We start from the raw sequence: 26,098 nt of genomic DNA on the forward strand, positions 1-26,098 counted from the left end.
ATCGTGTTCCTTAGAGGAACTTCGCCATGACACCGGCGGTGTCGATCATGCGGTTGGAGAAGCCCCACTCGTTGTCATACCACGAAACCACGCGGGCAAGCTTGCCTTCCATGACGCTGGTTTCGAGGCTGTCGATGGTCGAGCTTGCCGGATAGTGGTTGAAGTCGCTCGAGACGAGCGGTTGGTCGGTGTAGTCGAGCACGCCCTTCATCGGACCTTCGGCAGCGGCCTTAAGCGCGGCATTCAGTTCCTCGGCGCTGGTTTCGCGACCCGGTGTGAAGACGAGGTCGACGAGGCTGACGTTCGGCGTCGGCACACGGACCGAGCTGCCGTCAAGCTTGCCGGCGAGTTCCGGCAGGACGAGGCCGACCGCACGGGCAGCGCCAGTGGTGGTCGGGATCATGTTCTGCGCGCCGCCGCGGGCACGACGCATGTCCCCATGCATCTGGTCGAGCATGCGCTGGTCGTTGGTGTAGCTGTGGATCGTGGTCATGAAACCGCGCTCGATGCCCACCGTCTCGTGCAGCACCTTGGCCATCGGCGACAGGCAGTTGGTGGTGCAGCTTGCGTTCGAGACGATGACGTCTTCGGCGGTCAGGACATCGTGGTTCACGCCGTAGACGATGGTGGCCGAAACGCCCTTCGCCGGGGCCGAGATCAGGACGCGCTTTGCGCCTGCGTCGAGGTGAGGACGGCAGGCTTCGTCGGACTGGAAGAAGCCGGTGCACTCGAGGACGATGTCGACGCCCTGTTCGCCGTGCGGCAGCTTCCCGGGTTCACGTTCGGAAGTGACCGCAATCGACTCGCCGTTCACGATGATGGCATTGTCGCCCACTTCCACCGTGCCGGGGAAACGGCCGTGCGTGCTGTCGTACTGGAACAGCAGCGCGTTCGACTTGGTGTCGGCCAGATCGTTGATCGACACGAGATCGAGATCGTGATCGTCACGCTCCAGGATCGCGCGCGCCACCAGGCGACCGATGCGTCCGAAACCGTTGATTGCAACCTTGGTAGCCATGCGAGAAGCTCCTGCTTAACCGTTTAATTTGTTCATGATTTGCGGAACGATATCGTCCGCCGTGAGACCGAATTTCTTGAAGAGATCGCCAGCGGGCGCCGATGCGCCGAAGCGGTCGATGCCGATGTTGAGGCCGTCCGTGCCGGTGTAGCGCTCCCAGCCGAAGGTGGTGCCCGCCTCGACGCTGACGCGCAGCGTGTTCGCCGGGATCATGTCGGCGCGATAATCTGCCGACTGCTCGTCGAACAGCTGGGTACAGACCATCGAAACCACGCTGGCGCCGATGCCTTCCTTCTCGAGCCGCTCTGCGCATTCGAGAGCGACGTGCACTTCCGAGCCGCTGGCCACCAGTGTGACTTTGTGGGCGTTGCTCGATTTCTTGAGGCGATAGGCGCCCTTCGAACACATGTCCGTTTCATCGGGTGCATTGCGTAGCTGCGGCAGGCCCTGACGCGTCAGTGCCAGGACCGTCGGGCGGTCCTTCTCGCGCAGCGCGATTTCCCAGCACTCCGCCGTTTCGACGACGTCTGCCGGACGCATGACGAGCAGGTTCGGGATCATGCGCAGGCTCTGTACGTGCTCGATCGGCTGGTGCGTCGGACCGTCTTCGCCAAGGCCGATGCTGTCATGGGTCATGACATAGATCGCGCGGGTCTGCTGCAGAGCCGACAGGCGGATCGCGGCGCGGCAATAGTCGGTGAAGACGAGGAAGGTACCGCCGTAGGGAATGACACCGCCATGCAGCGCCATGCCGTTCATCGCGGCGGCCATGCCGAATTCGCGAATGCCGTAATAGATGTAACGGCCCGAATAATCGTCGGCCGTGAGCGGGCCGATCCCGCCAGCCTTGGTGTTGTTCGAACCGGTGAGGTCGGCGCTGCCGCCGATGGTTTCGGTGAGCTTGCCGTTGATCTGCGCCAGAGCCATTTCGCTGGCCTTGCGGGTGGCAACCTTCTGCGGTTCTGCCATCAGCTTCTGGATGTAGTTATCGAGGCTGAAGCTTTCGGGCAGGTCGCCGGCCATGCGACGTTCGAATTCCTTGCGCTGGCCACTCGCATTGAGGCGATCCTGCCACTCATCGCGGGCCTTGGCATGGTCGGCGTTCTTCGCACGCCAGTCGGCATAGACCTGCTCGGGAATTTCGAACGGCTTGGCATCCCAGCCGAGCACTTCGCGGGCAGCCGAAATCTCTTCGTCGCCGAGCGGCGCACCATGGGTCGCGCTGGTGCCCTGCTTGTTCGGCGCGCCCTTGCCGATGACGGTCTTGCACGCGATCAGCGAGGGGCGTTCATCGGCCTGTGCTTCGTCCAGCGCGCGGCGGATGTCGTCGAAATCGTGGCCGTCGCAGCTGGTGACATGCCAGCCGGTCGCTTCGTAGCGGGCCTTGATGTCTTCGCTGGTCGACAGGTCGGTCGAACCGTCGATGGTGATGTTGTTGTCGTCCCACAGCACGTTCATCCGGCCCAGCTTCAGGTGGCCGGCAATACCGATCGCTTCGTGGTTGATGCCTTCCATCAGGCACCCGTCGCCTGCGATCACCCAGGTCCTGTGATCGACCAGCGCGTTGCCGAAGGCGGAGTTCAGATGGCGCTCCGCAATCGCCATCCCCACTGCCATCGCCAGGCCCTGGCCCAGCGGACCGGTCGTGCATTCCACGCCCGGCAGCAGGAAGTTTTCCGGGTGCCCGGCGCAAGGGCTGCCGATCTGGCGGAAGTTGCGGATATCCTCAATCGTGGGCTGCTCGTACCCGGCAAGGTGGAGCAGCGAGTAGATCAGCATCGAGCCATGGCCAGCGGACAGGACGAAGCGGTCGCGGTCGGCCCAGTCGGGCGCCTTGGGATCGTGGCGGAGGTATTCCGACCACAGCACGGTGGCGGCATCGGCCATGCCCATCGGCATGCCGGGGTGCCCCGAATTCGCCGCCTGCACCGCATCCATCGAAAGAGCCCTGATGGCGTTGGCCATCTGGACCATGCGGGCAGTGTCGATTGTCATGCTTTGTATCTCCGCGAGAGGGGTCGATTCGACGCGCGCGCACCCTTCGCGAACGCCGCGCGCGAGGTCAACCTCGGTGCGCCAGAGATGCCCCGCCGCACGGTTTTGGAGCGATTTATCAACAGCACGGTGCAAACCTTTGCGCTGCAACGCCAATCTTGGTATTTCTTCCCGCCATGAGCGAAGCGCGCATCTTATCTGCCATCGACAGGATTGAAAAAGCGCTCGCTCGAATCGAGACACAGGCCGCTCTTGCAGGCAGTTCGGGGCAATCCGGCGATCTCGCCGCAAAGCACGACGCACTGCGCAACCAGGTGACCGCCAGCCTGGCCGAACTCGACACGCTGATCGAGGAGATGGAGCGATGAGCGACGTCAAGCTGACCGTCGGCGAACGCTCCTACACCGTCTCCTGCGCAGACGGTCAGGAGCAGCATGTCGAACATCTTGCTGGCATGGTCGACGCAAAGCTCAAGGCCATGGGCGGAAACCTTACCGCGAACGAGGCGAAGAACCTGCTGTTTGCTGCACTGATGCTGGCTGACGAGGTCCACGAGGCTGGCAAGAAGTCACCTGTGGAAGCTCCGCCTGCTGCCGCGAATGCCGATGCCGGACAAGGCGACGCAATTGCCGCGCGCCTGGAACGACTGGCCACCGCATTCGAAAACGCTGCATCGGCCCTTGAGGGTGGACCTACGGCCTCCTAAATAGGCGGCGACGGGGCTGCCCGGCACGAGCCGCATGAACATCCCTGAGGCTATAAGCAATCCAAGGGAGCCGTCCCTACCGGATTGGCGGGTTTGTCCTGGCGATCTGGATATATGGCGCCCACCTGACGTGAAGGCGTCAGAGGATTTTCCGGCAACGACCCATGGCGGTCCCGTCACCCGATTTGTCGCGCTACCGCTTCGCTGCTTGAGCGCGGACGGGCGCTTACGGCCTCATCGAGATAAGCAGGTGGGTATTTGACCAAGGACGAACTTCGCAGGCATTTACGCACCGCGCGCCGCGAGCAGGTCGCCGCGCTGCCGGACAATATGCGCGCGCTGGTCTTCCACCGTCCGCCCGCCCCCTTGGTGGAGCTCGTCCCCGAGGGTGCGACGATCGGCCTGTACCGGGCCAATCCGTTCGAAGCGCCTGCGGCTTCCTACGCCAAGTTCTTCCTCGACAGGGGCCACGAGATCGCGCTGCCGCGGTTTGCCAGCCGCAATGCGCCGATGGAATTTGCGCGTCATTCCGACCCGTTCGACGAGGAGGACCTGGAGGTCGGCCCCTTTGGCCTGCTCCAGCCCTTTGCCGACGCACCTGTCCTGCAGCCCGACGTATTGATCGTGCCCCTCATAGGCTTCACCGAAACCGGTGAGCGGCTCGGCCAAGGCGGCGGCCATTACGATCGATGGCTGGCCGCACATCCGGGCACCCGCACGATCGGCCTCGCCTGGGACTGCCAGCGCGTCGACAGCCTTCCAGTCGAGGAACACGACGCACGCCTCGACGCTGTCGTCACTACGACCCGCTTTTACGGACCCTTCGAATGAGAGACGAACCCACCTGGCGCATTCCTGTCGGCCTTCTCGGCTTGCTTCTGGCACTGCTGGTCTACGGCATCCTGATCGCGCGCTACCTCCCCGGCCTGATCGGTGACTGGAACGCGCTGGTGCAGACGGTGATCTACCTCTTCCTCGGCCTTATCTGGCTGGCCCCCTTGCGGCGGTTCCTGACCTGGATGGAAACCGGCCGCTGGTCCGCCCCGCCCGAGAAAGATTGACCTCACGCCCGAGTGCCCTACCCTCCCCGTAACGGGAGGAGAGCCCTGTGACGAAAGAGACAACGGCGACGGCAGCACCCGTCGACGCGAGCGAGAAGATGCCGGTCTGGCTGAAGCTGGCGCATGGTTCCGGAGCCGCAGCATTCGGCATCAAGAACAACGGTTTCGATTACTTCCTGCTGATATTCTACGGGACAGTCATCGGGCTGGAGCCTTCGCTCGTCGGTCTCGCCATCCTTATCGCACTCGTGTTCGACGCGATATCGGACCCGCTGGTCGGATACTGGTCCGACAATCTGCAATCGCGCTGGGGCCGCCGACACCCGTTCATGTATGCGGCGGCGATACCGGTGGCGCTGAGCTATTTCCTGCTGTGGAACCCGCCCGAAATGGGTCAGACCTCGCTGTTTCTGTACCTGACCAGCCTCGCGATCCTGATCCGCACCTTCATCACTTTTTACGAGACACCGAGTTCGGCGCTGATCCCCGAGCTCACGACCGATTACGAAGAACGCACTAGCCTGCAATCCTATCGCCTGTTCTTCGGCTGGACCTTCGGCGCCCTGATGAGCGTGATCATGTTCGGTGCGCTGCTGACGGGCCCGCAAGGGCTCCTCGATCGGGATGCCTACGCTACCTACGGCATGATCGGCAGCGCGATGATCTTCATCTTCATCATGATCTCCGCAGTCGGTACGCATAGCCGGATTCCGTACCTGCATCGCCCCGTCACCCGGTCCGAGAGATACAGCGTCGGCCGGATCTTCCGCGAGATGATCGAGACGCTGAGCGAGAAGAGCTTCATCGCGCTGTTCTTCGCGACCGTGCTTTTCGCCATCGCGACCGGGCTTGCGGCCTCGCTGAACTACCTGCTGCTCACCTATTTCTGGGAATTCTCGTCCTACCAGATCTTCCTGTGGACCTGCACCGTGGTCCTTTCGGCCCTGTTCGGCTTCCTTTTGGCACCCTGGGCCACGCGCAAGATTGGCAAGAAGCCTGCGGTCATCGTGCTCGGCCTCCTTGCTTTCACGATACAGCCTGCCCCCGTCCTGTTGCGTCTCGTCGGAATGATGCCCGAAAACGGCGACCCGCTGCTGTTCCCTATCGTCCTTGGCGTCAATGTCATCGATCTGGCGCTGATCATTGCCGTCCAGGCGGTATCCTTCTCGATGATCGCCGACCTGGTCGAGGCGAACCAGGTCAAGACGGGACGGCGTTCGGAGGGCGTCTATTATGCGGCGATGACCTTCACCCGGAAAACCACGCAAGGCCTTGGCGTGCTGGCCGCAGGTCTGATCCTGTCCGGAATCGGCTTCCCCGAAGGAGCGGACCCCGGCACCGTCGACACGGATACCGTGTGGCAGTTGGGCGCTTGGTACGCCCCCTCATTGTTGGTGCTCTATCTCGGGGCTCTGTTTTTCGTCACGCGCTACAAGATCGACAAGCGCGGGCACGAGGAGAACCTGCGCCGCCTTCGCGAAGGCGCGGCGGCTCAATAGGGCCCAAACGAAAAAGCGGGGCCGAAGCCCCGCTTTCGCATTCATCATTCGAAGAATGTCCCAAGTGGCGCGAGTGACGGGACTCGAACCCGCGACCCTCGGCGTGACAGGCCGATACTCTAACCAACTGAGCTACACCCGCGCATCTAGGCGCTGTGCCTCTTGGGAGCCGCGCATCTAGGCGGCGGTCCGATTCCTGTCAATGCAGTTTTCTCGCCTTTTTTCGCTTCTTTTTCCCGCGCAGCAATTTACCCGAAAGTAACCACTCGCGCGCGACAGTGACCCACGCATTTCCACGTGGGGCAACGGGGGAAGTCGCATGTTACAGGGCGCATTACTCGCCGCATCGCTGGCGCTGCTTGGAGGCGGCGCGCTGGTCGCGAAATCGGCGATCGATATCCAGTACGACTGTTACCAGGCGCCCGCGCCCTGATCAGTCTACCAGGATCAATGCAGGCGTTTCGAGAAGCTTCTTGAGCTCCTGGACGAAACTCGCCGCATCATAGCCATCGACGACCCGGTGATCGCAGCTGATCGAGATGTTCATCAGCTTGCGCTTCTCGATGCGTTCGCCGCCAGCACCGTCGCTGACATACATCGGGCGTTCGATAATCCGGTTCGGGCCGATGATCGCGACCTGCGGCCGGTTGATGACCGGTGTCGTTGCCACGCCGCCAAGCGGTCCGAGAGACGTCACGGTGAGCGTGCCGTCCTCCATCTCTTCCTTCTTGGCCGTGCCGTTGCGCGCTGCCTCTGCAAGCCGCGAAATTTCGTTGGCGAGCTGCCACAGGTTCATTCCCTGAGCATTCTTGATGACAGGCACCATGAGGCCCGCATCGGTCTGTGCCGCCATGCCCATGTTGACCGCACCGAAGCGCGTCACCACGCCCGCTTCGTCGTCATACCGGGCGTTGATCATCGGGAACTTAGGCAAGGTCTTGCAGATCGCCGTGATCAGCAGCGGCAGGATCGTCAGTTTCGGCTTGTCGCCGCGATTGGTGTTCAGCTGGGCGCGCAGGACTTCGAGGTCGGTGACGTCCACTTCCTCGACATAGGAGAAGTGGGGAATGTTGCGCTTGGAAGCCGCCATGTTCTCGGCGATGCGGCGGCGCATCCCGATGACCTTCTTCTCCTCGTCCTGGCGAGTGGGCGCAGCCGCCGAATAGCCGGAGTTATAGGAGAGGAACTGGTCGAGGTCGCCGTGACGCACGCGGCCATCTTCGGCAGGCTTCACCTGCGAAAGGTCGACGCCGAGGTCCTTGGCGCGCTTGCGCACCGCAGGCGTGGCGAGAACCTTTGCCGACAGTGCCGGAGCATGCTCGGGCGCAGGCGTCGGGGTCGGAGCCGGCGGCGGGCTGGGATCGGCCGCCATCGCATCGTCGGCATCGCTCGCGTCCGATGTTTCCACCTCGATGCGCTCTTCGACCTTGTCGGCCTTGGGAGCGGGCGCCGGTTCGACGTCTTCCGCGACATCTTCGGGCACTTCGCCTTCGACCTCGATCACGACGAGCATCGAGCCGATCGAAACCATATCGCCTTCTTCACCGGCGATCTCGACGATCTTGCCGTCGACCGGGCTCTCCATCGGGACGGTCGCCTTGTCGGTCATCATGTCGACGAATTCCTCGTCTTCACGAACCGTGTCGCCGACTTTCTTGTGCCACTGGACGATTTCCGCCTCGGCAATGCCTTCGCCGATGTCGGGCATGTTGAATACGAACTTTGCCATGTCGGTTACTCGCTGAGAATCTTGTCGAGGGCCTCGCCGATGCGGATCGGGCCGGGGAAATAGGCCCATTCGAGGCTGTGGGGATAGGGTGTGTCGAAGCCGGTCACGCGTTCGACCGGGGCTTCAAGATGGTAGAAGCAGCGTTCGGTCACCAGCGCCGAGAGTTCGGCGCCGAAACCGGCGGTGCGGGTCGCCTCGTGGACGATCAGGCAGCGGCCGGTCTTCTTCACGCTTTCCTCGATCGCTTCGATATCGAGAGGCACGATCGTGCGAAGGTCGAGAATGTCGGCCTCGATGCCCTTCTCCGCGCAGACCGCTTCGACCACATGGACCATGGTGCCGTAGGCGAGGATGGTGAGTTCCTCGCCTTCTGTCGCGTGCCGCGCCTTGCCCAGCGGGATCGTGTAGTGGCCTTCGGGCACAATGCTCGCGTCGAACTTCTTCCACGGCTGCACGGGCTTGTCGTAATAGCCGGAGAACGGGCCGTTATAGATGCGCTTCGGCTCGAAGAAGATGACAGGGTCATTGTCCTCGATGCAGGAGATCAAGAGGCCTTTCGCATCGTAAGGCGTGGCCGGAATGACCGTCTTCAGGCCCGAAACGTGGGCGAAGATCGCTTCCGGGCTCTGGCTGTGCGTCTGGCCGCCGAAGATGCCGCCGCCGAAGGGGCTGCGGACCGTCATGGGCGAGGTATATTCGCCTGCCGAACGATAGCGCAGGCGCGCCGCTTCGGAGATCAGCTGGTCGAGGCCTGGGTAGATGTAATCGGCGAACTGGATTTCGGGCACGGGGCGCAGGCCGTATGCGCCCATACCGACCGCCGCAGCAATGATGCCGCACTCGGAAATCGGCGTGTCGAAGACCCGGCTCTTGCCGTATTTCTCCTGGAGACCTGCCGTACAGCGGAAAACCCCGCCGAAATAGCCGACGTCCTCGCCCATCACGACGATATTGTCGTCGCGCGACATGGTCACGTCGAGCGCCTCGTTGATCGCCTCGATCATGTTGAGGCGGCGTTCAGCGGGCGCTTCGCTTGTCGGCGCGGTTTCGGTTTGCGTGTCGCTCATGCGCCGTTCCCTTCGTTAGGAAGCCCTTCGGGAAACTTCGTCTCGCGTTCGCGGATCGCCTGCTCGCTTTGCTCCTTCAGGTGCCAAGGCAGCTCTTCGAAAACGTCTTCGAACATGGTGCGGAACGGATGGTGCAGGCCATGGCCGAGGATGCCGTTAGCCTCCGCTTCCTTGGTGACCTTCTTGACGTATTCCGCCGCTTCGAGGTCCATCTTTTCCTGACGTTCCTCGTCCCATTCACCGATGGCGATGAGATGGTTCTTGAGGCGCATCACAGGATCGCCCAGCGGCCATTCTTCACGCTCCTGCGCGCTGCGATATCCGCTCGGATCGTCGGACGTCGAATGCCCTTCCGCGCGGTAGGAGAAGAATTCGATCAGAGTCGGCCCGGCATTGGCGCGGGCGCGGTTGGCGGCCCATTGCTCTGCTGCATAGCAAGCCAGCGGGTCGTTCCCGTCCACGCGCAGCGATGCGATGCCATAGCCCACGCCGCGCGCGGCGAAGGTCGAACGCTCTGCCCCGGCAAAACCGCTGAAGCTGGAGATCGCCCACTGGTTGTTGACGACGTTGAGGATGACCGGCGCGTTGTAGACCGTTGCGAACAGGCAGGCGGAGTGGAAGTCGCCTTCCGCGGTGCTGCCCTCGCCCACCCAGGTGGCGGCGATGCGGCTGTCGCCCTTGATTGCAGAAGCCATCGCCCAGCCGACCGCCTGCGGGGTTTGCGTGGCGAGATTGCCCGAGATCGAGAAGAAATTGTGCTCGCGGCTGGAATACATGATCGGCAGCTGGCGGCCCTTCAGCTTGTCGCCCCGGTTCGAGTAGATCTGGTTGATCATCTCGATCATCGGATAGCCGCGCTGGATCAGGATGCCCTGCTGGCGATAGCTGGGGAAGATCATGTCGTCGGCGGCAAGCGCCATCGAGGCAGACACGCTGGTCGCCTCTTCGCCGGTACACTTCATGTAGAAGCTGGTCTTGCCCTGGCGCTGGCCACGGAACATGCGCTCGTCGAATGCGCGCGTCATGGCCATGTGGCCGAGCATCGTGCGCAAGGTCTCGGGATCGAGCTTGGGATCCCAGGGACCGTGCGCCTTGTTGTCGTCACCCAGCACGCGGATCAGGTCATGCGCAAGATCGAGCATGTCCTTCGGATCGACGGTTTCGTCCGGCCGTGCCTGGGCGCCCGCCTCGGGCACCTGGATGTGCGAAAAATCGACCGCATCGCCGGGGCGGTACTTGGGTTCAGGGACATGGAGCGAAAGCGCAGGGCGGTTGTCGCCCGCGCTCGCGGCATTCCGATCTCCCTCGGCGGGGGGCCGTTCGGCCATAAACTCTCTCCAGACGCAATCTTACGCTTGCGCGTTATTTTATTTCACAGGAGTGAAACGGTCAAGTGAGAGCCGGATCACACTGCGACGGGCGCCTTGATGGGCCCGTGCGGCGTGTAGTCGTGAACCGCGAAATCCTCAATGCGATAGTCGAAGATCGAGGCCGGACGCCGCAGAATCTCAAAGGTCGGATGCCCTTGCGGTTCCCGCGACAGCTGCTCTTCCACCAGGTGTGCGTGATTGAGGTAAAGGTGCGTATCCCCTCCGGTCCAGACGAGTTCGCCCGGTTCCAAATCGACCTGCTGCGCGATCATCCGCTGTAACAGCGCCGCCGACCACAGATTGAACGGGAGGCCCAGCGCGACATCGCAGCTGCGCTGGTAGAGAAGGCAGTTCAGCCGGTTTCCGGCGACGTGGAACTGGTAGGTCTTGTGACACGGGGGCAGCGCCATCGAATCGAGTTCGGCGACGTTCCACCCCTCGATGATGTGGCGCCTGCTACCCGGATTGGTCCTAAGCGATTCGACGACTTCGGCAACCTGGTTGACGCTTCCGGTGCGGGCATAGCTGCCATCGCCAGTGGGCGTGTAGACCGGCCAATCGACCCATTGCTTGCCATAGACCGGGCCGAGATCGCCCCACTTCGCGGCAAAGTCCGCATCGTCTGCAATGCGCTGGGCAAAGTCCTCGACCGAGATGTCCTCGCCGGTGGCCTTCATATATTTGGCGTGCGGCCATTCGTTCCAGATCTTCACGCCCTGCTGCACCAGGAGGCGGATGTTGGTGTCCCCGGTGAGGAACCACAGCATCTCGCGCGTGGCGGTCTTCCAGTAGACGCGCTTTGTGGTGATCAGCGGCATCGCGCCATCGGCAAGGTCGAAGCGCAGCATCGCACCAAAGACGGAGCGCGTGCCGACCCCGGTCCTATCGCGGCGTTCATCGCCTTCACGCCAGATGCGGCGCATGAGGTCGAGATATTGCTGTTCGTAATGCTGATTTGACACGGTGGAAGCCCTATCCCGATTTTCGGCAAAATGCCTGCTTGCGTGTGCCGCAATCCACACCTATAGGGCGCGCCTGCTTCGCACCCGCAGCGATTGTTCACTGCGGGCCGATCCGGTCGGGGAGTAGCTCAGCCTGGTAGAGCACTGTCTTCGGGAGGCAGGGGCCGGAGGTTCGAATCCTCTCTCCCCGACCATTTTATCGCGCAAGCGACGGTTTTCCGCCTTTTAGCATGGGTCATCGCACCGCTGCGGTCACACGACTGTAGCACATAAGCGATGCACATGCGGAAAGGTCACGACCAATGACTCGCATCGCTCATGTCACGCGCCGCGGCGCCCGATATGTCTTCCGGCGTCGCATCCATTTCCAAAATATTATCTCTCGCCCTCTAGCGCTCGCGCTCCAGACGGCCGACCCATCAATCGCGCGCCAGCGCGCTGCGATCCTGTCGGCACGTTTCGAGGTCGTAAAATCAAGCGTGAGAAGAATGATAGAACAAGGAACAGCCCTGACCGGGCCGCAGATCGAGGCGCTCTTCCGGCAGGAATTGGAAAGCGAGCTGAGAGCCATCGTGGATTTCGCCTTCAGCGACGGGGCCTGGGCCGATGAGGCGTTGAGGATCGCATCTGACGATCGCGAGAAATACGGTTTCTTGAGGTCGCCTGATCGCCATCGACCCGAGTTTGTCGAGCTCGCCCTCGGCCTCTTCCCAGATGAAATGGTGACGCAGCGGCTGGCCGGCGTCGGCGCTTCGACTGGCTCGAGCAATATCGCGGTGGCGCGCACGCACCTGATCCGTGCCCGCGCTGTTGCCGGGGCCAAGATCCAGAACCTGTACGATGACGAAGCCATGGATGCACCCGATCCCATCGCAGTTCTAATGGGTGAATTTCACGATCCAAGTCAGGCCACCCTCCCCTTGCCCGCGACAGCCGTCGTCCCGGCCGAGAATACTCAAACCCCAAAGGATGTGCGCGAATGCAAGTTCGACTACTACGACGAGCGTCGCTTCTCGGAAATCATCGAAGAGGTCGCGGCAGACTTGAAGACCGAAGGAATATGGAGCGGAAAGCTAGATCAACAGCGCAGGATTATGCGCACCTTCGCCTGGATCACGGGTGACAGAGAGCTTGGCTCTTACACGCACCGTGACGTGGCTGCTTTTAAGAAGGCACTCCTCAAGCTGCCAAAGCGCTTCAAATTCGGAACGCCTCAGAAGGGGGCGATGTCTCGACCCTTTGATCAAATAGCTAGGGAGTTGGCTTCCGCAAAATCCGGTGAGCCGAGAAGCAAGAAAACTGTCAACCGCGATCTCAGCACCATGAGTACGGTTGCCAAACACCTCGAGCAGACTGCCTGGAAGCCAAAAATAGAGGGCAGCAAGGTAATGAACTTTGCTGGCGCGACCATCGGAATCAAGGAAGGTAAAAGCACCGAATTGAGGCCGGTTTGGACGAAAGAGCACCTTCGGTGCCTATTCACATCCCCGATCTTCACCGGCGGTGGCGCTGGCAAGAAACGATTGAAGAACAGCGAGCATAGCCCGCGGGTTTGGCACGATGCAGCGTATTTTGCTCCGCTGCTCTGGTACTATACGCATGCATGTCGGGAAGAGATCTGCGGGATCGAGATAGCTGATGTCTTCGCCGACGTCCCTGTCCCATTCATCTGGATTCGTAATAATAAGACCCGCGGGGTGGACGGCGAGATGGCTGGTGAGAAGCGCCCCGCCCGCCGCAGAGAGATCCCGATACACCCCGAACTAATCCGCTTGGGATTTCTGCAGTACGTTGAGAAAATTCGCCAGAACGGTCACACCGAGGTGTTCCCAGAATTGTACCTCCAGCAATCCAAAAGAGGTGGCGCCCAGTTCTACTATAGAGCGTGGACACACATGGTGGACTGGATCGAAGACCGCATGACCATTCCGATCGATGAGAATGGCAAGAAAACCGACATCCACTCGATTAGAGCGCTGGGATCTTCTTTCTATGAGGTCGAGGGCGTGAATCCAATCATGCGCGCCGATCTAATGGGGCACGAGCGTGAGGGGACGAATGCGCGCCACTACTCTAAGCGGGTGGACGCGGAGGGTCTGTCCGTGGTTCTAGGTGAGCGCCTACAGATGCTCTGCAAGTATGTTCCTGTGATCACTGACCACCTAAATGCAGCGCCTATCAGCTTCTTGCCATTGGACAGCAGGTCTCGAGTGGGTTCAGGTCGGCCAAGAAAAGCTCGAAGTGATGCCGGGACTTCCAAGTCTAAATCGGGCAATTAAAGGCGTTGTCTATAGTAATTCCCACCGAGCGGGCGATGATTTGGACCTTCGACATCTGCTTCGGCCAACCCAAGCTTAAGGTGGCCCTAGGCGCGTCACTTCGCTGATCTTGAACTGCGCGAACTGATGGCTGTTTCGAAACCGATCGATCATATTGTGGATGGAGAAACTGATGGCGGATCCCGATAAATTCTCGACGGGCTGGCCTGCGTTGATGTCATCCGAGATGGCGGCTCGCTATCTCTCTGTAGATGAACAGACGCTATTTCGACTCGCCGATCAATTCAACAATCCGGCAATCGAGATTGAGAGCTTATCGATCAGGTGGCGAAAGCAAGATCTCGACCGTCTGATTAAAAAATTGCCGCTAGTCTCACCAAGCGTGAGAGAAGCCGACAGACCACGGCTGTTGAAGCTTGATAGTTCACAACTCAATGAACTCGCAGAGCAAGTTGCACGACGCATCGATCGCACCCAACCAAACACTACAGCTAAGCTGATATCCATAAACGACGCCTGTGCTATTCTCGGTCTTGGGCGTACAAGCATCTACAGGATGATCAAAGATGGAGCTTTGCAGGCTCGACGGATTGGTCGCCGAACTCTGCTTTCAAGAGAAGAGATAGAGGCGTTCCTCGATGGTTCAAACCGGGCCTAAATTCCGTTGATCTGGTCACCGGCTACGAGTGGTGCGTCTAATTTTTTGCCCCAGCGGGTATTCTAGTTGACAACCGCAGAGGGTGATCGCTATCGGCCCCCACCTACCCGCTGTCACAGATGATTTTTCCCGACAGCCGTGTGCCCAGATGGCGGAATTGGTAGACGCACCGTCTTCAGGTGGCGGCGCTCGCAAGGGCGTGGAGGTTCGAGTCCTCTTCTGGGCACCACTTTTTACGGATTTGGCGAAAATCCGCCAGTTCTAAAGCGCCCTGTTGAAGCAGTTGAGAGCTTTATGACGAGCCGCTCGCTAAAAGTTAGCGTTGCGCCCTCACCCCAGGCATCCGAGTTGCTCGCGAGTGACCCAGATTCCGCTGTTCGCGCTCGATAGAGCGGATGTCAGTTGTAAACAGCAGCTCGGACGGACTAAGATACGTGCGGCGGAGGACCTCTAGCAACTAATCCAGTGTAATGGGCTCCTCTTCGCCAGCAATTGCGAATTCTGATCTATCTTACCCTGACGCTCAAGGGTGATCGCGGCAACGCGTTGCGACACGTTATGCCTTAAATCTGAGGAGATCAGACAAAGATACACGTGCATTCGACGAATGTAGATCGCCTTTCCCCGCTCGCTGGAGATCAGGAATTGGTTGTCCCGCCCCCTTCATCCGCGTCGACGAGTTGCTTACCGTCCTCGCGCAGCATTTCGAGAAGTTCGCGAATGAGGCCCTCGAAGAGGGAGACCATAAGCTGTAACTTTCCTTCCGCATCGTCCTCGGCCGGATCGAACAAGAAATTGGATTGCAGCGTGAGGTTGTCATCGGACAAATATACGCTCCCGAAGCGGTAATTCGAGTTGAACTCATTGGCGTCGTTCAAGTCGAACGAAGAGGGAAATTCGCTCCATCCTGCCACGAACTGGAGCGATCCGGGTTCGTAGACTTGCGCGAGGATGCGAGTGCCGCTGAAGCTGCTCCTGACTACGCCGCGTTCGACCTCCTCCGCCTTGTAGCCGAGCCGCGAGAGCAGTTCCGCCAAAGTCGGGACTGAGATTTCTTGTTCCTGCGTCATAAAGTCACCTCAGACAGTTGCGAACCGATTGTCCGCTACGTGGTTGTGGTCGTTTGCAATGTCCGGCAATCTAGGCGAGTCGGCAAACTCGACGCGATGCGCCTCTTCGTGTTCCACAACAAAGTCGTCCACGAACGTCAGCCGCCCCGCTTTCTGGAGACGTCCCAGGTGGTTCTCAAGTTGACTGTTTTCGGAGAATGTGAGCGATTCCCGCCTAACAAGCTCCCTCGGTATCTCGACCCTTATCTCGATCCTACGCGATGACCCATCGCCCGCAGCCCTTCGGCCACGGGGCGTCAGACGGCTTAAGACCTTGCGTCCGGCCTTCCGAGAGGTAACGAGACCTTCTAGCTTGAGAGCAGTCAACAGCCGGGACATCGTCTCCGGGCGTACATCAGCGGCTTCCGCGAGCTCGCTGGTCGCCATCGCTTTTGTGCCCTTTAAACCCTTAAGGAGCTTGAGGACCTTCTCACGGGCTCCAGCGGCCTCGGGGTCTATGGGTATCGTTACGCCCTGCGGTCGCCTACGCGCCGCGATCGTAGCGAACATCACGTTTGCATCGAGCAGGGATTTGACCAAACGTCGCGGGTCCAAGTCCTCGTCGTCCGTACCAACTTCGGACCGAAACGCGGCCAGTTGGTCGCGCATGCGCGACAGCGCGCTGCGATCTTCACTGAAGACGCCATCCATGAACACCGTCATGAGTTGTTCGTTGACGCGCTGCGCGGCTGTCCAGTTGCCGGCCGCGATAGTCTGCCGCATGGAGGCAAGCACGCGCTCGAGCGCTCCGGCATGATCCAAGGTCTTCATTTTTTCCGTTCCTGTAGACACTCTAGCAATCAGACCCTAACAAATACCTGACGTCAAGTGATGTCACATATCTAGTATGAGCGCGATGGCCACACAAGAACCTTCTGACCTCCTCACATCCATCATTGCTCTCCTCAGAGATTTTTGGCGTCGAAATGAGGGAAATGCGGGGTTCCGCACGGCGACGCTCCGGGCGGCAGAGGCGATCATGCCTGCCCCTTCCGACAAGGAGGCGCACGAGCGCGATCTGGCGGAACTGCTGGCGAGCGAACCCGTTGCCACCGCCGTAGGACTGCTCGGCGCTGAGCCTGGAGAGCTTTCCGCCGAGGATCTCGCCGCCCTGCTAGCAGCCGCGCAGTCCTTGGACGAGTGGCATCGGCCGATCGCGAACGACCTGTCCGGCGAAACATGGCAAGTGCGAACAGCGCCCCATATCGAGGCCCAGACGCGCCTGAATGTCGAGGGGGTCTACAACACCAACAAGAATCTGGGCCTCCTCGTGCCACGGCATTGTTCAGACTTCCATCTATGCCCCACGGATTGGCTTGAGGCGGAAGTCCTCAAGGATTTCGCTACGGGAGACGAGACGACGGTCCATTTCGACGCGCGGCACTACCTCCAGTTCACTTGCATGCTTCCGGTGAGGATAACAGCGAGTGCTCCGGACGGCGGCGCCGGTCCGGACAGGGCCATCGCGGTGGAGCGAAAAGGAGTGGCCGCGGATGTTCTCGTACCGAATCGCGACACCCCTCACCGAATCCTTGTCGCTCCCGTGCTGGAGGCGAAAGACGAGGTCACCTTGTCCAGCAACGGAACGCGCTATCGCGTCGTATCGCACGATTTCGAGGATCGAGCTGCAACCATCGTGGAAGCCGCGTACACGCAGCAGGGCTCGATCCTCTTCATCCCCGAGATGGCGCTCTCAGACTCTAGCTACCGAGCGCTGAGAGCGGCGCTTCGTGCTAGTCACAGCACCTCAAGCGCAGGTGGTACCCTGCCACACCTTGCGTACGCCATCGTGGGGGTCATGTCGCACGAGGGCGTCAGCCCGCGCAACTTTGTCGCCGTCCTTGCGGGTAACGGTCGGGTCCTTGCCGAGCAGGACAAGATCAGCAGATGGGACCTGACGCCGGAAGAACAGCGCTGGCTCGGGCTCGGCAAAGACGACGACATTCTCCCAGACTCGTTAAAGGAATCGATCGCCCCGGCGGAACGCGTCACCCTACTTGACCTTCCTGGGTTCGGACGCCTCATGGTCCTCATCTGTGCGGACATGAGCATCGAAGAGCCAGGCGACTTCCTTTACGTCAACGGAGGCGTGAACTGGGTCTATGCCCCCATCATGGACCGGACGTGGCGACCGAAGCGCGACGGAAGTGAGGAGAACTGGATCGTGGCTCGCTCGCTGCGCGCCGCGCGCGCATCACGGGGTAACGTGGTAGTGACAAACAGCATGCCGCTGACAACGGTTTGCAACGAGACCAATGCCGCCCGGGGGATCGGTTATCCGCCCTCGCCAGTTTGCCACGTTGCCCTCATGCTTGACGGGCGCGACCAGAACCCCGCCAGTGCATTCAAGGACGTTGACCTCCGAAGGAGTGACGTGGTGGTTTGCGAAGATTGGTACGATGGTTGGGAAACGTTCTTTCCCCCGAAATGAAAGCCGGTCCTTGGGCGCGAGCGATCAACATTGGCACGTGGTAGTCCATGGAGGGAAATCGCAGTGGTCGGAATTAGACGCACACTTTGGCGGCTCGAATGTACCGGGGTCCGTGCGGCGTTCGATCATTGTCGCGCTTTTATGAGCCGAGAGGCATTGCGCTGGTTCGAACCCTCGAGCCGCTCAGTGATTGATTTCAGAGCCTCGTAGCGCCGGCGCCGTTCAGCTCCAATGTTAGCTGCGGAGTGCGCACCGATCCCTGCTATGAATCCTAAGGCTCCCACTCCGGTCGCGAACATTGCTCCAGCGCCTAACGAGCTGGCTACTGCGACGCGTGCTCCGCGGTCACCGAACTCTGCGCCGCGTTCTTCAAGCGGTATATGCTTCTTTCTGAAAGCCGAAAAGGCGATCAGGGCGAGGCCCAGAGCAGAGGGCGCAAAATCCTCAATGCCGACCTCAGCAGGGGGGCCTAATACTGAATCAATTTGGCCGTGCAGTTCCGACTCAGGGATCCCGCTGTCGATGACGCCAGCAACCGCGCCAGCGCTTAGTAGATCCCCATAGACTTCTGAGGTGGTAACCACATCGATGCTGGGGTACCGCTCTATAGCTTGCTGCACATACGCGACTGACTCGGTCGCCTTGGCTTGTATTTCATCAACGACATTCCCCTCTTCATCGAGAACCTGAATGTCATAGCCCGGCTGATTGGACGAAGATGCCAGGTAAGCATGCAGCCCGTCTTCAAGCTGACCTGCGTTCAGTTGGTCGACCAGCTGAATTTCGAATAGCTTGCCTTTGACCCCACTCACTAAGCCGATAAGCTCTTCTGGAGATTTATCGGCGATAGCCTCTGAGAAGGTTTCTCCTCCTTCTGCCTGACGCGGATAAGCTCGCGAGTACGCATCTTCAATCTGTGGCGGTATCGCCTCGGGCAACTGCATTGCGGCGGAAAGTGTTATGCCGCCGACTGTCAGCATATCGAGAATCTGTCCCTTGTCCCCTTTCTTGACGGCCTCACGGATAGCCGCATTTTGCTCGGAGGTTATCTGCTCGGACCTTTTGGCCGCTTGAGCGCAGCGCGCCTCCATCTCAGACAGTTCCGTTTCGGTTATGAAAACGTCGAAAAGTCCTCCGCCCGACTTAAACAGGCCGCCAAGTGCACCAGTGGTGGTCCCACCAAGTAAAGGTGCCCCTTTCCGAGCCCTCCGGCCTAACCCGCTAATAGCGTCGGTAATCAGTCTTGCTGGTTTGTCGGTCTTCGCCCGAAGCACCGCCTGTATCTTAGGCTGCCAAGTTGGCGCGTTTGCCTCAAGCTCCTTGGCCATGCGCTCGGTCGCTCGTTCAATGCGCGATCCTAATTTTTCGTGCGCTCCGCGCTGCTGCAAGCGGTGAAGACTGTCGCCCGACTTTCTGGCGGCGTCCTGAGCAGCCTTCTTGGTATAGCCCGCGACATCGGCAGCGACATTGGACATTCGATCGCGCAGATCTTTTTGCTTGCTCATCACTACCCCCCTGTTCGGTTATCCCTCTACCAAAAAGCCAAACCCGCCAAGGCCTTCTAGGCCAACATGCGGAGAATGGCCTCCTCGCGGGGTGCGCCTCCGTGACCAAAGAAGTCCTCCACCGCCCCCCTCACGGAGGGGACATTCTTATCTAACCAAAAGGCTGTTAACGGTTCTATTATAACCGCTCGGTCAGTAGCGCGCTTCACGCTTAACTCTTCCGCAATGAGATATGATGCCTCTCTCCGCAGGGTGCGCAAAGTATACGACATCCTCTGAACGCCGGCTGCGTAAAGAACGTTTAAAAAGAACAGTTCAAAACATCGGTGACCAAGAGGCTCAACTGCTTCCACTTGGATCGGGGAGTGGTAAGGCTCGTAGCCATAGCCAGGATACATCGTCCAACCGTAGAATGCCCTTGGCTTCAAAGTAAGTCTCGTGGTCATACAGCACTGCTTAGCTTGCCGATTTTCGTCATGGTCCCAACCCATCGCATCCAAACTTTGCGCTCAATATCTTAGCTGTTAGGGGAAACAAATATAAGCTATGTTTGGAGGGGCAGAGTGGCGCAATTATTCAACAAGGTTGATTGGGATCTCCAGAGCCTGTTGTCGTCGATTAGGAGCGGGCAACTCGCCCTTCCCGACATTCAGCGACCTTTCGTATGGCGGAATACGAAGGTTCGGAACCTGTTTGACTCGATGTATCGCGGTTACCCGGTGGGTTACTTTCTGTTCTGGGAGACTGGAGCTGGTGGGGCAAAGCAGATCGGAACCGACACGAAGCAATTAGCTCCTGCCAAGGTCATTGTGGATGGACAGCAGCGACTTACATCTCTTTACGCTGTTCTACACGGAGTGCCCGTAATCCGAGATAATTTCTCAACCGAGAAAATCGAGATTGCCTTTAGCCCTCTTGAAGAGCGTTTTGAGGTCGCAGACGCGGCTATCCGAAAAGATAGTTCTTTCATCCCCAATATCTCGGCCCTCTGGAGTCCGGAGGCGGGTCTCCTCAGTTTCACCAAAGACTATTTTCTCAAGTTGGAAGAGGCAGGCGCTGAGCTTGAAGAGGGCCAGGTGCGTAAGGCTGAGGCTGCGATCCAAAAACTGCATTCGCTGATCTTTTACCCTTTTACGTCCTTGGAGCTGTCCTCGGAGGTTAATGAAGAGCAAGTTTCCGAGATATTTGTCCGGATCAATAGCCAAGGAAAGCAGCTTAACCAAAGCGACTTCATTCTAACGCTCATGTCGGTTTTTTGGGAAGAAGGTCGAAAGGAGCTGGAGGAGTTCTGCCGGGCTTCACGGGTGCACTCGCCCGGTGCCTCTCCATATAATGCACTCTTTCAACCCGACCCAGATCAGTTGCTGAGGGTGGCGATTGCAGTAGGGTTTCGTCGCGCGAGGATGTCGGCAGTTTACTCGGTTCTGCGTGGAAAGACGAACCTTCCGGACGACGCGTCCAATCTCTCGAGAGACGAGCAGTTCGATCGCCTAAAGGCAGGTCAAGCTGCGGCCCTGAATCTCAATTACTGGCATGACTTTCTTAAAGCAGTGAGGCTTGCGGGATACCGTACTCCGAAGATTATCAGTTCCCAGAATAATTTGGTTTTCGCATATGCACTCTATCTGATCGGTCGAGCCCACATCGGAGTGGACGAGCACAAGCTTCGCAAAGCTATTGCCCAGTGGCTTCTGATGTCGTCCTTGACCAGCCGCTATTCTTCCTCGCCGGAATCCGAAATGGAATTCGATCTCGCAAAATTACGAGGGATCGAGGACGAAGTGAGCTACCTTCAAGTGATCCAGCAAGCCTGTGCGGAGACACTGACAAGAGACTTTTGGACCATCAGCCTCCCCAACGCTTTGGCAACCTCGTCTGCAAGGAGCCCGTCGATGTTCGCGTTCTTTGCGGCGCTGAACGTCCTCGACGCACGAGCGCTTTTCTCATCCCATACCGTGCGTGAATTAATGGACCCAGTTGCGCAGGCGCCGAGGACATCTCTGGAAAGGCACCATCTCTTCCCTGTCGCATACTTGAAAGAAAATGGTTTCAGCGACCGGCGCGACTACAACCAGATTGCTAATTACTCGATCGTTGAATGGGGCGATAATGCGCAAATAGGAGCTGCCCCCCCATCCGAATATGTTCCCGCGCTGGAGGACCGTTTCAACCACGAAACGCTTGCGTCCATGTATCGGCATCACGCCTTACCACTCGGGTGGGCGGATATGGATTACATCGAGTTTCTTTCTGTCCGCAGAAGCATGATCGCAGATACGATCAAGGAAGCTTACAATGTGTTGGCGACCAACTCTAAGCAGCCGCCACGCACGCCATCAGTTGGGGAGCTGGTGGCTGAAGGGGAGAGCGACGAAATAGAGTTCAAGTCTACCCTTCGCACAAATCTGCACACTGGGCAGAAGGACAGCAAAATGGAAATGGCTGTGCTCAAGACTATCGCAGGATTTTTGAACAAAGCTGGCGGCACGCTGATCGTTGGAGTAGCCGACGACGGAGCGCTGGTTGGCTTGGAGACGGACGGATTTCCAAATGAAGATAAGATGAGTCTCCATCTCATCAACTTGCTCAAGAACCGGATGGGGGGGCAGCAGGCCCTCCATGTGCATCCGCACTTTTGCGACTATAGAGAAGGGCGAGCGCTTGCCGTCGAGTGCAAGCCTTCGAAGAGTCCGGTTTGGGTCAAAGATGGCAACGAAGAACGATTTTTTGTGCGCTATGGTCCTTCCACTCAGGAACTGACCGGAGCGCAAGCGCAGGAATACATACAGCAGCGCTTTTGAACGGCGCTTTTTGCTGGCCCAGCTCGATCGCTAAGGCAGGACCGAGGCGCTGAGCCATCCGCGCCTTCACACCGCTAGACTTGCCAGCGCCTCCTCGGCGTTATTGCGGACCAAGTGACCATAGTGTCGTTCAATCACTGCGATGCTCGTTCTGAATTATTGACCTGCCGTTAGGGCTGGCAATCCCGCGCGAATGAGATCCGTAATAACACTGTGCCCCACGAACTTCACCGAGAATTCCCGCACTGATAATTGGATCAAAATCAGCTCAGGCATTGCTCTTGGCACCGATGCGCGAGCCATAGGCAACAGCCTGCCGATCGTATGCCGGTCGGCATTTGCGGGGCAGGAAGACATGGAGGAGGCCGCGGGCCCTCGAGAGACCGGCATAGTGCAGCATCGAGGCTTGCTCGGCTCCAATATCGCCCATCTCAATGGCAATGACGACCTGCCGATCGAGCCCCTTGAATGCATGCATCGTCGACATGAGCAGAGCGCCCCGGGCGATCTCTCTTTCCTGCCGCGGGTCTGCGAGGCTTCGTCCGGCTATCTGCGCGACCTCCGCAAGAAACGAGTTCTCTTTCCGCCTCGTGGCCAAAATTGCAATCTGATCCGGCTCGACATCGCTGTCGATCAGCTGTTCCAGAAGGTTCTCAAGCTGCGCCACAGCATCATTGTCATCATCATATTCGTGGATCTGAGCAGGTTGCCCGTCAGGGGCTCCCTCGACAGCAAGATCAATGCCCGAAACGATGGATGCCTGCGTTGCCACTTGTTTGGTGTTGCGACAGTTGTCGTAAAGATCATCGAAAGCAGGAGCTCCTTCCGACAACCTATCCTCGACCTCCGTCACCGTCTCCACATTGTAGATGTTCTGTTTCGGATCGAGGTAGAGGTGCCAGCGCCCGCGCTGCATCCCTTCCTTCAGCAGTAGATCGAAGACATCTAGGTTCTCTGGCGTGAGCAGATCCTGGGCTTCGTCGACAATTAGAACATCGAACGGCTCAATGGGCTTCTCCACAAGCGCATCCCATGCAACAGCGGGCATCACTTTGCGGAAGAAGCGCTCCTTGTCCTCATCCTCACCCGCCAGCTTCGAGCTCAATCCCGCTGCGCCTATCAACGAGCGAAAGTAGGAATGAGCGTGGTGGACCTCAACGTTTTCCGCGTCAGGGACCACGGCAAGGCTCTGGCGGAGATGCTCGGCTAGCAGTTGGTTGAAAGTCAGGAACAGAACCCGCGCGCCACCCTTAGACAACTGCTTTGCCCGGTCGACCGCTAGCACGGTCTTACCGGTTCCTGCCGACCCTCGAACAACGGTGCGGGGATTCGCTGCACCGCGCCGCGACACGCGGATCTGTTCATTGGTCAGGTAAAGCAGCGCATTGTCGGTACCGGTCAGATAGGTTCCAAGACTGAGAGCTGTCTCAAGGTCGGGTCTGAGTATCTGCCGAGCCACCTGAATTTCATCTTCGCGGAGCCCGCGGTAGGGCTTGCCGTGCTTGGTGGTATATTCCCGCGACCAGTATTTCTGCAGTGAAGAAATGTAGCGGTCGAGGTTGTCGCGGAAGTCCCGTTTGTCGAGGAGCACCTCCTGAACAATCTCGGCCCCGGTATCAGTGAAATTGGTGAACGGCATGACGACACCGCATCCGAACATGATGTCATGGAAGAAGCTGCGCACTTCGGTGAGCTTGGTCTTGAGCGCAAACATTGCGCCAGTGGCCTGCTGCCACGGACTCTCCTTCTTGTAGAACGTCGGGAAGTCCCCGCTGTACTTCCACTCGCCGCCAAGACATTCGACCTTTCCGCCCTTCACTTCGAGCGCGAAGATCCCATGGGTCGAGAGAACGACTATATCGGCCTCGCCCCAAACCTTCTTTTCGTGCGAGCCAAGCCCCAGCGAGTGCATGACCACCCATCGCTCTGGGAGCTCGCGCCCCAGCCGCTCGTAGACCAGTCTCTCGCTGGAATTGCAGTCCTTCGGTATCTCAGGGATCAGGATTGCCATTCAAGCTGCTCCAGCAAATCGTGAAAGAAGCCTTTGAAGCTTCGGTCTGCACTGCCCACCAGCATTGTCCGGTCGAGCTCTCGGTTGAATTTCTCGCACGCAGTTTCCGGGAGGAGCAGACAGCAGTGACATGCAGCACCGCTCACCCGGTCCCCTGACTGCGAGGGGTCCGTCTCAAGACATACGGGATCGCTTCCGCACCACCCGGAGCTCTGCAGCGCCCGAAGAACGATGGGCTCGAGAAGGTCGGGATCGGCAAGACGGACCAGACCGCCAAGGCTGCCCTCGGAGTCCGGCGAACCGGTATAGATCAGAACGCCGTTCTCCGCGGCGCGCGAACCCTCGGGCTCGGAGACGAAAAGACGCTCTCGAAGGGCAGCCGCCGAATATCCGCACTCAACCGAAATCTGCCGGATAAGAGCATGAGCAAAGGCATGAACCACAAGCAGGCGGGCAGTAATTACATAGTCGCGAGTATATCCTCGTTTCTCGGCAACAGCGCTGCTCCTTGCCTCGAGATCGGCAACCCTCTCTTCCAAAACCCGGCCCTGCTCTTCGACCCATTCATCAATCCTGTCGGTGCGAAAGCGCAGGAAAATGCCTTCGCCGCGGATTTCCGCCCCCGGCAGCCAGTTGCGGTTGGTTTTGGAAAGTGGGGATACCTTTCCGTCGGCGATCGCCTGCTCAACCTTTTCCGCGCTTACCGGGTAAGGCTCAATCCGCGAAAAGCCGGCCAGTGCCCGGACTTCCCGAAGCCGCGATGCAGCGCCAATGATGTCGAAATACGGCGTGAGGGCAGGAGGCGGATCAAGCACTGTGTTCTCGAACTGGGGCACGATGTTCCCAATGGGATCGTCGTGCTTCGTCTCGCTAAGCGCGGCGTATTCCTCGGAGCGGGCCATCTTCTCGGTAAGCCCCGCGTACCCCGCAGCCCCCGTATTCATGTGCTGCCAGGCCCGCACTAGCCGTTCCGGTTCGATGTCGTAATTCGCTGCAATTCCCTGCAGAACTTGAGGAATGGCCTCGGGAGGGGTCGCCTCGAGCACCATCCGCAGGTCCTCGATGATCTGGTTGATCGCCTCCGAATCCGGCGGGATGGACAGCGTGGAGCAGACAACCGGGAAGTGAACGTTCGACCCACCGCGCTGCAATGTCCGTTTGGTTTCAGGGCAGTCGTGCTCGCGGTTGCCGAGCCAAGGGCGGTAGCCGCTGCAGTCCGAACCGGAAAGGACATCCGCGCCGAAAGCGTCTCCCATGGATCGGGTCACTGGCTTCTCCGGCGTCGAACACGCCTCGCAGGAGACATAGAGATCGGAAAGCGAGGCGGATCGGCCGCGTGACTTCAGATAGAGTGCCGGCCGGTCGCATTCTCCGCCTTCGCGATCCCGGTGCGCCCACCACGACCATGGGAAATCAGCAAGGTGGCCGCGACGACAGGCGACGACAAAACGGACGGGGTTGGTATGGACCGGTTTCGTGTGCGCACTGCACTGCAGCCTGACACCATCGGCAGCGGTCTCGAACGGCTTGTCCAGGGTGCCGATCCGGTGGCAGCGCGGGCATTCGTGGAATTCAGGAAAGCGGACGGCGGGTGCAGCGCTGCGGGCACGAACCATGCTTGACCCGGGAATGGGCTCCTGAATCGGCCCAAGCCTGAAGTGGCTCACTCCAAGCATCTCCTCCAAACGTCTCTCGCCGATGCGAAGCGATGGAAAGCCGTTGACGCGCTCCCAGTCTTCCAGCCCCATGGGCATGAAGGACCCCTTCTCGAGATCGACAATGGCTCCAATCCCGAATGTCGACACCAGTTGAGATCGACGGATCGTGCCCACGGGCTCGATGCCATCGGTGGCCGCGGCAGGATTTGCCGCGCGGCGGGCGGGTCTTCGCGCCATTG

20 protein-coding genes, 3 tRNA genes and 1 other RNA gene are annotated in these 26,098 nt (G+C 59.5%); 12 read left to right on the plus strand and 12 right to left on the minus strand.

The window, feature by feature from the left end; all coding sequences use genetic code 11:
- Positions 1-10: 10 nt before the first annotated feature.
- Positions 11-1,018: a type I glyceraldehyde-3-phosphate dehydrogenase gene (gap, locus tag K3179_RS00245; RefSeq protein WP_221561957.1), complete on the minus strand. Its 1,008-nt coding sequence runs from the start codon at positions 1,016-1,018 to the stop codon at positions 11-13.
- Positions 1,019-1,033: 15 nt separating this feature from the next.
- Positions 1,034-3,013, minus strand: a complete 1,980-nt coding sequence (tkt, locus tag K3179_RS00250) for a transketolase (protein ID WP_221561958.1) — start codon at positions 3,011-3,013, stop codon at positions 1,034-1,036.
- A gap of 176 nt (positions 3,014-3,189) precedes the next feature.
- On the opposite strand from tkt, the gene K3179_RS00255 reads away from it, so the two are divergent.
- From K3179_RS00255 to K3179_RS00275, 6 genes are all read left to right on the plus strand, one after another.
- The gene (locus tag K3179_RS00255; protein ID WP_221561959.1) at positions 3,190-3,381 is read left to right on the plus strand and encodes a hypothetical protein; all 192 of its coding nucleotides are present in this window, start codon (positions 3,190-3,192) and stop codon (positions 3,379-3,381) included.
- Positions 3,378-3,719, plus strand: a complete 342-nt coding sequence (locus tag K3179_RS00260) for a cell division protein ZapA (protein WP_221561960.1) — start codon at positions 3,378-3,380, stop codon at positions 3,717-3,719. The genes K3179_RS00255 and K3179_RS00260 overlap by 4 nt, the downstream gene beginning before the upstream one ends.
- A 10-nt stretch (positions 3,720-3,729) precedes the next feature.
- Positions 3,730-3,897: non-coding RNA, 6S RNA (ssrS, locus tag K3179_RS13615), on the plus strand.
- An 80-nt stretch (positions 3,898-3,977) separates the two neighbouring features.
- Positions 3,978-4,550, plus strand: a complete 573-nt coding sequence (locus K3179_RS00265) for a 5-formyltetrahydrofolate cyclo-ligase (RefSeq protein ID WP_221561961.1) — start codon at positions 3,978-3,980, stop codon at positions 4,548-4,550.
- Complete coding sequence (locus K3179_RS00270) at positions 4,547-4,780, plus strand: DUF2842 domain-containing protein (protein ID WP_221561962.1); 234 nt, start codon at positions 4,547-4,549, stop codon at positions 4,778-4,780. Before K3179_RS00265 ends, K3179_RS00270 begins: the two co-directional genes overlap by 4 nt.
- Before the next feature lie 47 nt (positions 4,781-4,827).
- Complete coding sequence (locus K3179_RS00275) at positions 4,828-6,279, plus strand: MFS transporter (RefSeq protein WP_345721643.1); 1,452 nt, start codon at positions 4,828-4,830, stop codon at positions 6,277-6,279.
- Positions 6,280-6,344: 65 nt separating this feature from the next.
- Here K3179_RS00275 and K3179_RS00280 read toward each other — a convergent pair.
- From K3179_RS00280 to thyA, 5 genes are all read right to left on the minus strand, one after another.
- Positions 6,345-6,421 (minus strand) — tRNA-Asp (locus tag K3179_RS00280).
- A 291-nt stretch (positions 6,422-6,712) separates the two neighbouring features.
- Entirely contained in the window at positions 6,713-8,008 is a 1,296-nt protein-coding gene (locus K3179_RS00285; protein WP_221561963.1) for a dihydrolipoamide acetyltransferase family protein, read from the minus strand.
- Between the two features lie 5 nt (positions 8,009-8,013).
- The gene (locus K3179_RS00290; RefSeq protein ID WP_221561964.1) at positions 8,014-9,075 is read right to left on the minus strand and encodes an alpha-ketoacid dehydrogenase subunit beta; all 1,062 of its coding nucleotides are present in this window, start codon (positions 9,073-9,075) and stop codon (positions 8,014-8,016) included.
- A complete protein-coding gene (locus K3179_RS00295; protein WP_221561965.1) occupies positions 9,072-10,403 on the minus strand; it encodes a 3-methyl-2-oxobutanoate dehydrogenase (2-methylpropanoyl-transferring) subunit alpha in 1,332 nt (443 codons plus the stop codon). Before K3179_RS00295 ends, K3179_RS00290 begins: the two co-directional genes overlap by 4 nt.
- Positions 10,404-10,480: 77 nt before the next feature.
- Positions 10,481-11,407: a thymidylate synthase gene (gene thyA, locus K3179_RS00300; RefSeq protein ID WP_221561966.1), complete on the minus strand. Its 927-nt coding sequence runs from the start codon at positions 11,405-11,407 to the stop codon at positions 10,481-10,483.
- Between the two features lie 117 nt (positions 11,408-11,524).
- Between thyA and K3179_RS00305 the strand changes: the two genes are divergently transcribed.
- The 4 genes from K3179_RS00305 to K3179_RS00320 all read left to right on the plus strand — a co-directional run bounded on the left by K3179_RS00305 (position 11,525) and on the right by K3179_RS00320 (position 14,573).
- Positions 11,525-11,601 (plus strand) — tRNA-Pro (locus K3179_RS00305).
- 108 nt (positions 11,602-11,709) lie between these two features.
- Positions 11,710-13,686 (plus strand): site-specific integrase, encoded by a 1,977-nt coding sequence (locus K3179_RS00310; protein ID WP_221561967.1) that lies wholly within the window; start codon positions 11,710-11,712, stop codon positions 13,684-13,686.
- 172 nt (positions 13,687-13,858) lie between these two features.
- A complete protein-coding gene (locus K3179_RS00315; RefSeq protein WP_247712746.1) occupies positions 13,859-14,344 on the plus strand; it encodes a helix-turn-helix domain-containing protein in 486 nt (161 codons plus the stop codon).
- Between the two features lie 142 nt (positions 14,345-14,486).
- A tRNA-Leu gene (locus K3179_RS00320) sits at positions 14,487-14,573 on the plus strand.
- A gap of 409 nt (positions 14,574-14,982) precedes the next feature.
- Here K3179_RS00320 and K3179_RS00325 read toward each other — a convergent pair.
- On the minus strand, positions 14,983-15,414 hold the full coding sequence (locus K3179_RS00325; protein WP_221561968.1) for a YbjN domain-containing protein: 432 nt from the start codon (positions 15,412-15,414) through the stop codon (positions 14,983-14,985).
- A gap of 9 nt (positions 15,415-15,423) precedes the next feature.
- A complete protein-coding gene (locus K3179_RS00330; RefSeq protein ID WP_221561969.1) occupies positions 15,424-16,224 on the minus strand; it encodes a helix-turn-helix domain-containing protein in 801 nt (266 codons plus the stop codon).
- Positions 16,225-16,309: 85 nt separating this feature from the next.
- Here K3179_RS00330 and K3179_RS00335 point away from each other — a divergent pair, with 85 nt between their 5' ends.
- Positions 16,310-17,884: a carbon-nitrogen hydrolase family protein gene (locus K3179_RS00335; protein WP_221561970.1), complete on the plus strand. Its 1,575-nt coding sequence runs from the start codon at positions 16,310-16,312 to the stop codon at positions 17,882-17,884.
- A 125-nt stretch (positions 17,885-18,009) separates the two neighbouring features.
- Here the strand turns inward: K3179_RS00335 and K3179_RS00340 are convergent, their stop codons facing one another.
- Complete coding sequence (locus K3179_RS00340; protein WP_221561971.1) at positions 18,010-19,389, minus strand: hypothetical protein; 1,380 nt, start codon at positions 19,387-19,389, stop codon at positions 18,010-18,012.
- Positions 19,390-19,952: 563 nt separating this feature from the next.
- On the opposite strand from K3179_RS00340, the gene K3179_RS00345 reads away from it, so the two are divergent.
- A complete protein-coding gene (locus K3179_RS00345) occupies positions 19,953-22,190 on the plus strand; it encodes a GmrSD restriction endonuclease domain-containing protein (protein WP_221561972.1) in 2,238 nt (745 codons plus the stop codon).
- Between the two features lie 268 nt (positions 22,191-22,458).
- Here K3179_RS00345 and K3179_RS00350 read toward each other — a convergent pair whose 3' ends face one another.
- On the minus strand, positions 22,459-24,201 hold the full coding sequence (locus K3179_RS00350; protein WP_221561973.1) for a nuclease-related domain-containing DEAD/DEAH box helicase: 1,743 nt from the start codon (positions 24,199-24,201) through the stop codon (positions 22,459-22,461).
- Entirely contained in the window at positions 24,189-26,096 is a 1,908-nt protein-coding gene (drmB, locus tag K3179_RS00355; RefSeq protein WP_221561974.1) for a DUF1998 domain-containing protein, read from the minus strand. The genes K3179_RS00350 and drmB overlap by 13 nt, the downstream gene beginning before the upstream one ends.
- Positions 26,097-26,098: the final 2 nt, after the last annotated feature.

Source organism: Qipengyuania intermedia, assembly GCF_019711615.1.
In the GTDB taxonomy this organism is placed as follows: domain Bacteria; phylum Pseudomonadota; class Alphaproteobacteria; order Sphingomonadales; family Sphingomonadaceae; genus Qipengyuania; species Qipengyuania intermedia.

Excerpts from the sequence above, each read along its gene's own strand:
- gap (WP_221561957.1), bottom strand. The coding sequence starts at position 1,018 with ATGGCTACCAAGGTTGCAATCAACGGTTTCGGACGCATCGGTCGCCTG.
- tkt (WP_221561958.1), bottom strand. The coding sequence starts at position 3,013 with ATGACAATCGACACTGCCCGCATGGTCCAGATGGCCAACGCCATCAGG.
- K3179_RS00255 (WP_221561959.1), top strand. The coding sequence starts at position 3,190 with ATGAGCGAAGCGCGCATCTTATCTGCCATCGACAGGATTGAAAAAGCG.
- K3179_RS00260 (WP_221561960.1), top strand. The coding sequence starts at position 3,378 with ATGAGCGACGTCAAGCTGACCGTCGGCGAACGCTCCTACACCGTCTCC.
- K3179_RS00270 (WP_221561962.1), top strand. The coding sequence starts at position 4,547 with ATGAGAGACGAACCCACCTGGCGCATTCCTGTCGGCCTTCTCGGCTTG.
- K3179_RS00285 (WP_221561963.1), bottom strand. The coding sequence starts at position 8,008 with ATGGCAAAGTTCGTATTCAACATGCCCGACATCGGCGAAGGCATTGCC.
- K3179_RS00290 (WP_221561964.1), bottom strand. The coding sequence starts at position 9,075 with ATGAGCGACACGCAAACCGAAACCGCGCCGACAAGCGAAGCGCCCGCT.
- K3179_RS00295 (WP_221561965.1), bottom strand. The coding sequence starts at position 10,403 with ATGGCCGAACGGCCCCCCGCCGAGGGAGATCGGAATGCCGCGAGCGCG.
- K3179_RS00310 (WP_221561967.1), top strand. The coding sequence starts at position 11,710 with ATGACTCGCATCGCTCATGTCACGCGCCGCGGCGCCCGATATGTCTTC.
- K3179_RS00315 (WP_247712746.1), top strand. The coding sequence starts at position 13,859 with ATGGCGGATCCCGATAAATTCTCGACGGGCTGGCCTGCGTTGATGTCA.
- K3179_RS00325 (WP_221561968.1), bottom strand. The coding sequence starts at position 15,414 with ATGACGCAGGAACAAGAAATCTCAGTCCCGACTTTGGCGGAACTGCTC.
- K3179_RS00330 (WP_221561969.1), bottom strand. The coding sequence starts at position 16,224 with ATGAAGACCTTGGATCATGCCGGAGCGCTCGAGCGCGTGCTTGCCTCC.
- K3179_RS00335 (WP_221561970.1), top strand. The coding sequence starts at position 16,310 with ATGGCCACACAAGAACCTTCTGACCTCCTCACATCCATCATTGCTCTC.
- K3179_RS00340 (WP_221561971.1), bottom strand. The coding sequence starts at position 19,389 with ATGAGCAAGCAAAAAGATCTGCGCGATCGAATGTCCAATGTCGCTGCC.
- K3179_RS00350 (WP_221561973.1), bottom strand. The coding sequence starts at position 24,201 with ATGGCAATCCTGATCCCTGAGATACCGAAGGACTGCAATTCCAGCGAG.
- drmB (WP_221561974.1), bottom strand. The coding sequence starts at position 26,096 with ATGGCGCGAAGACCCGCCCGCCGCGCGGCAAATCCTGCCGCGGCCACC.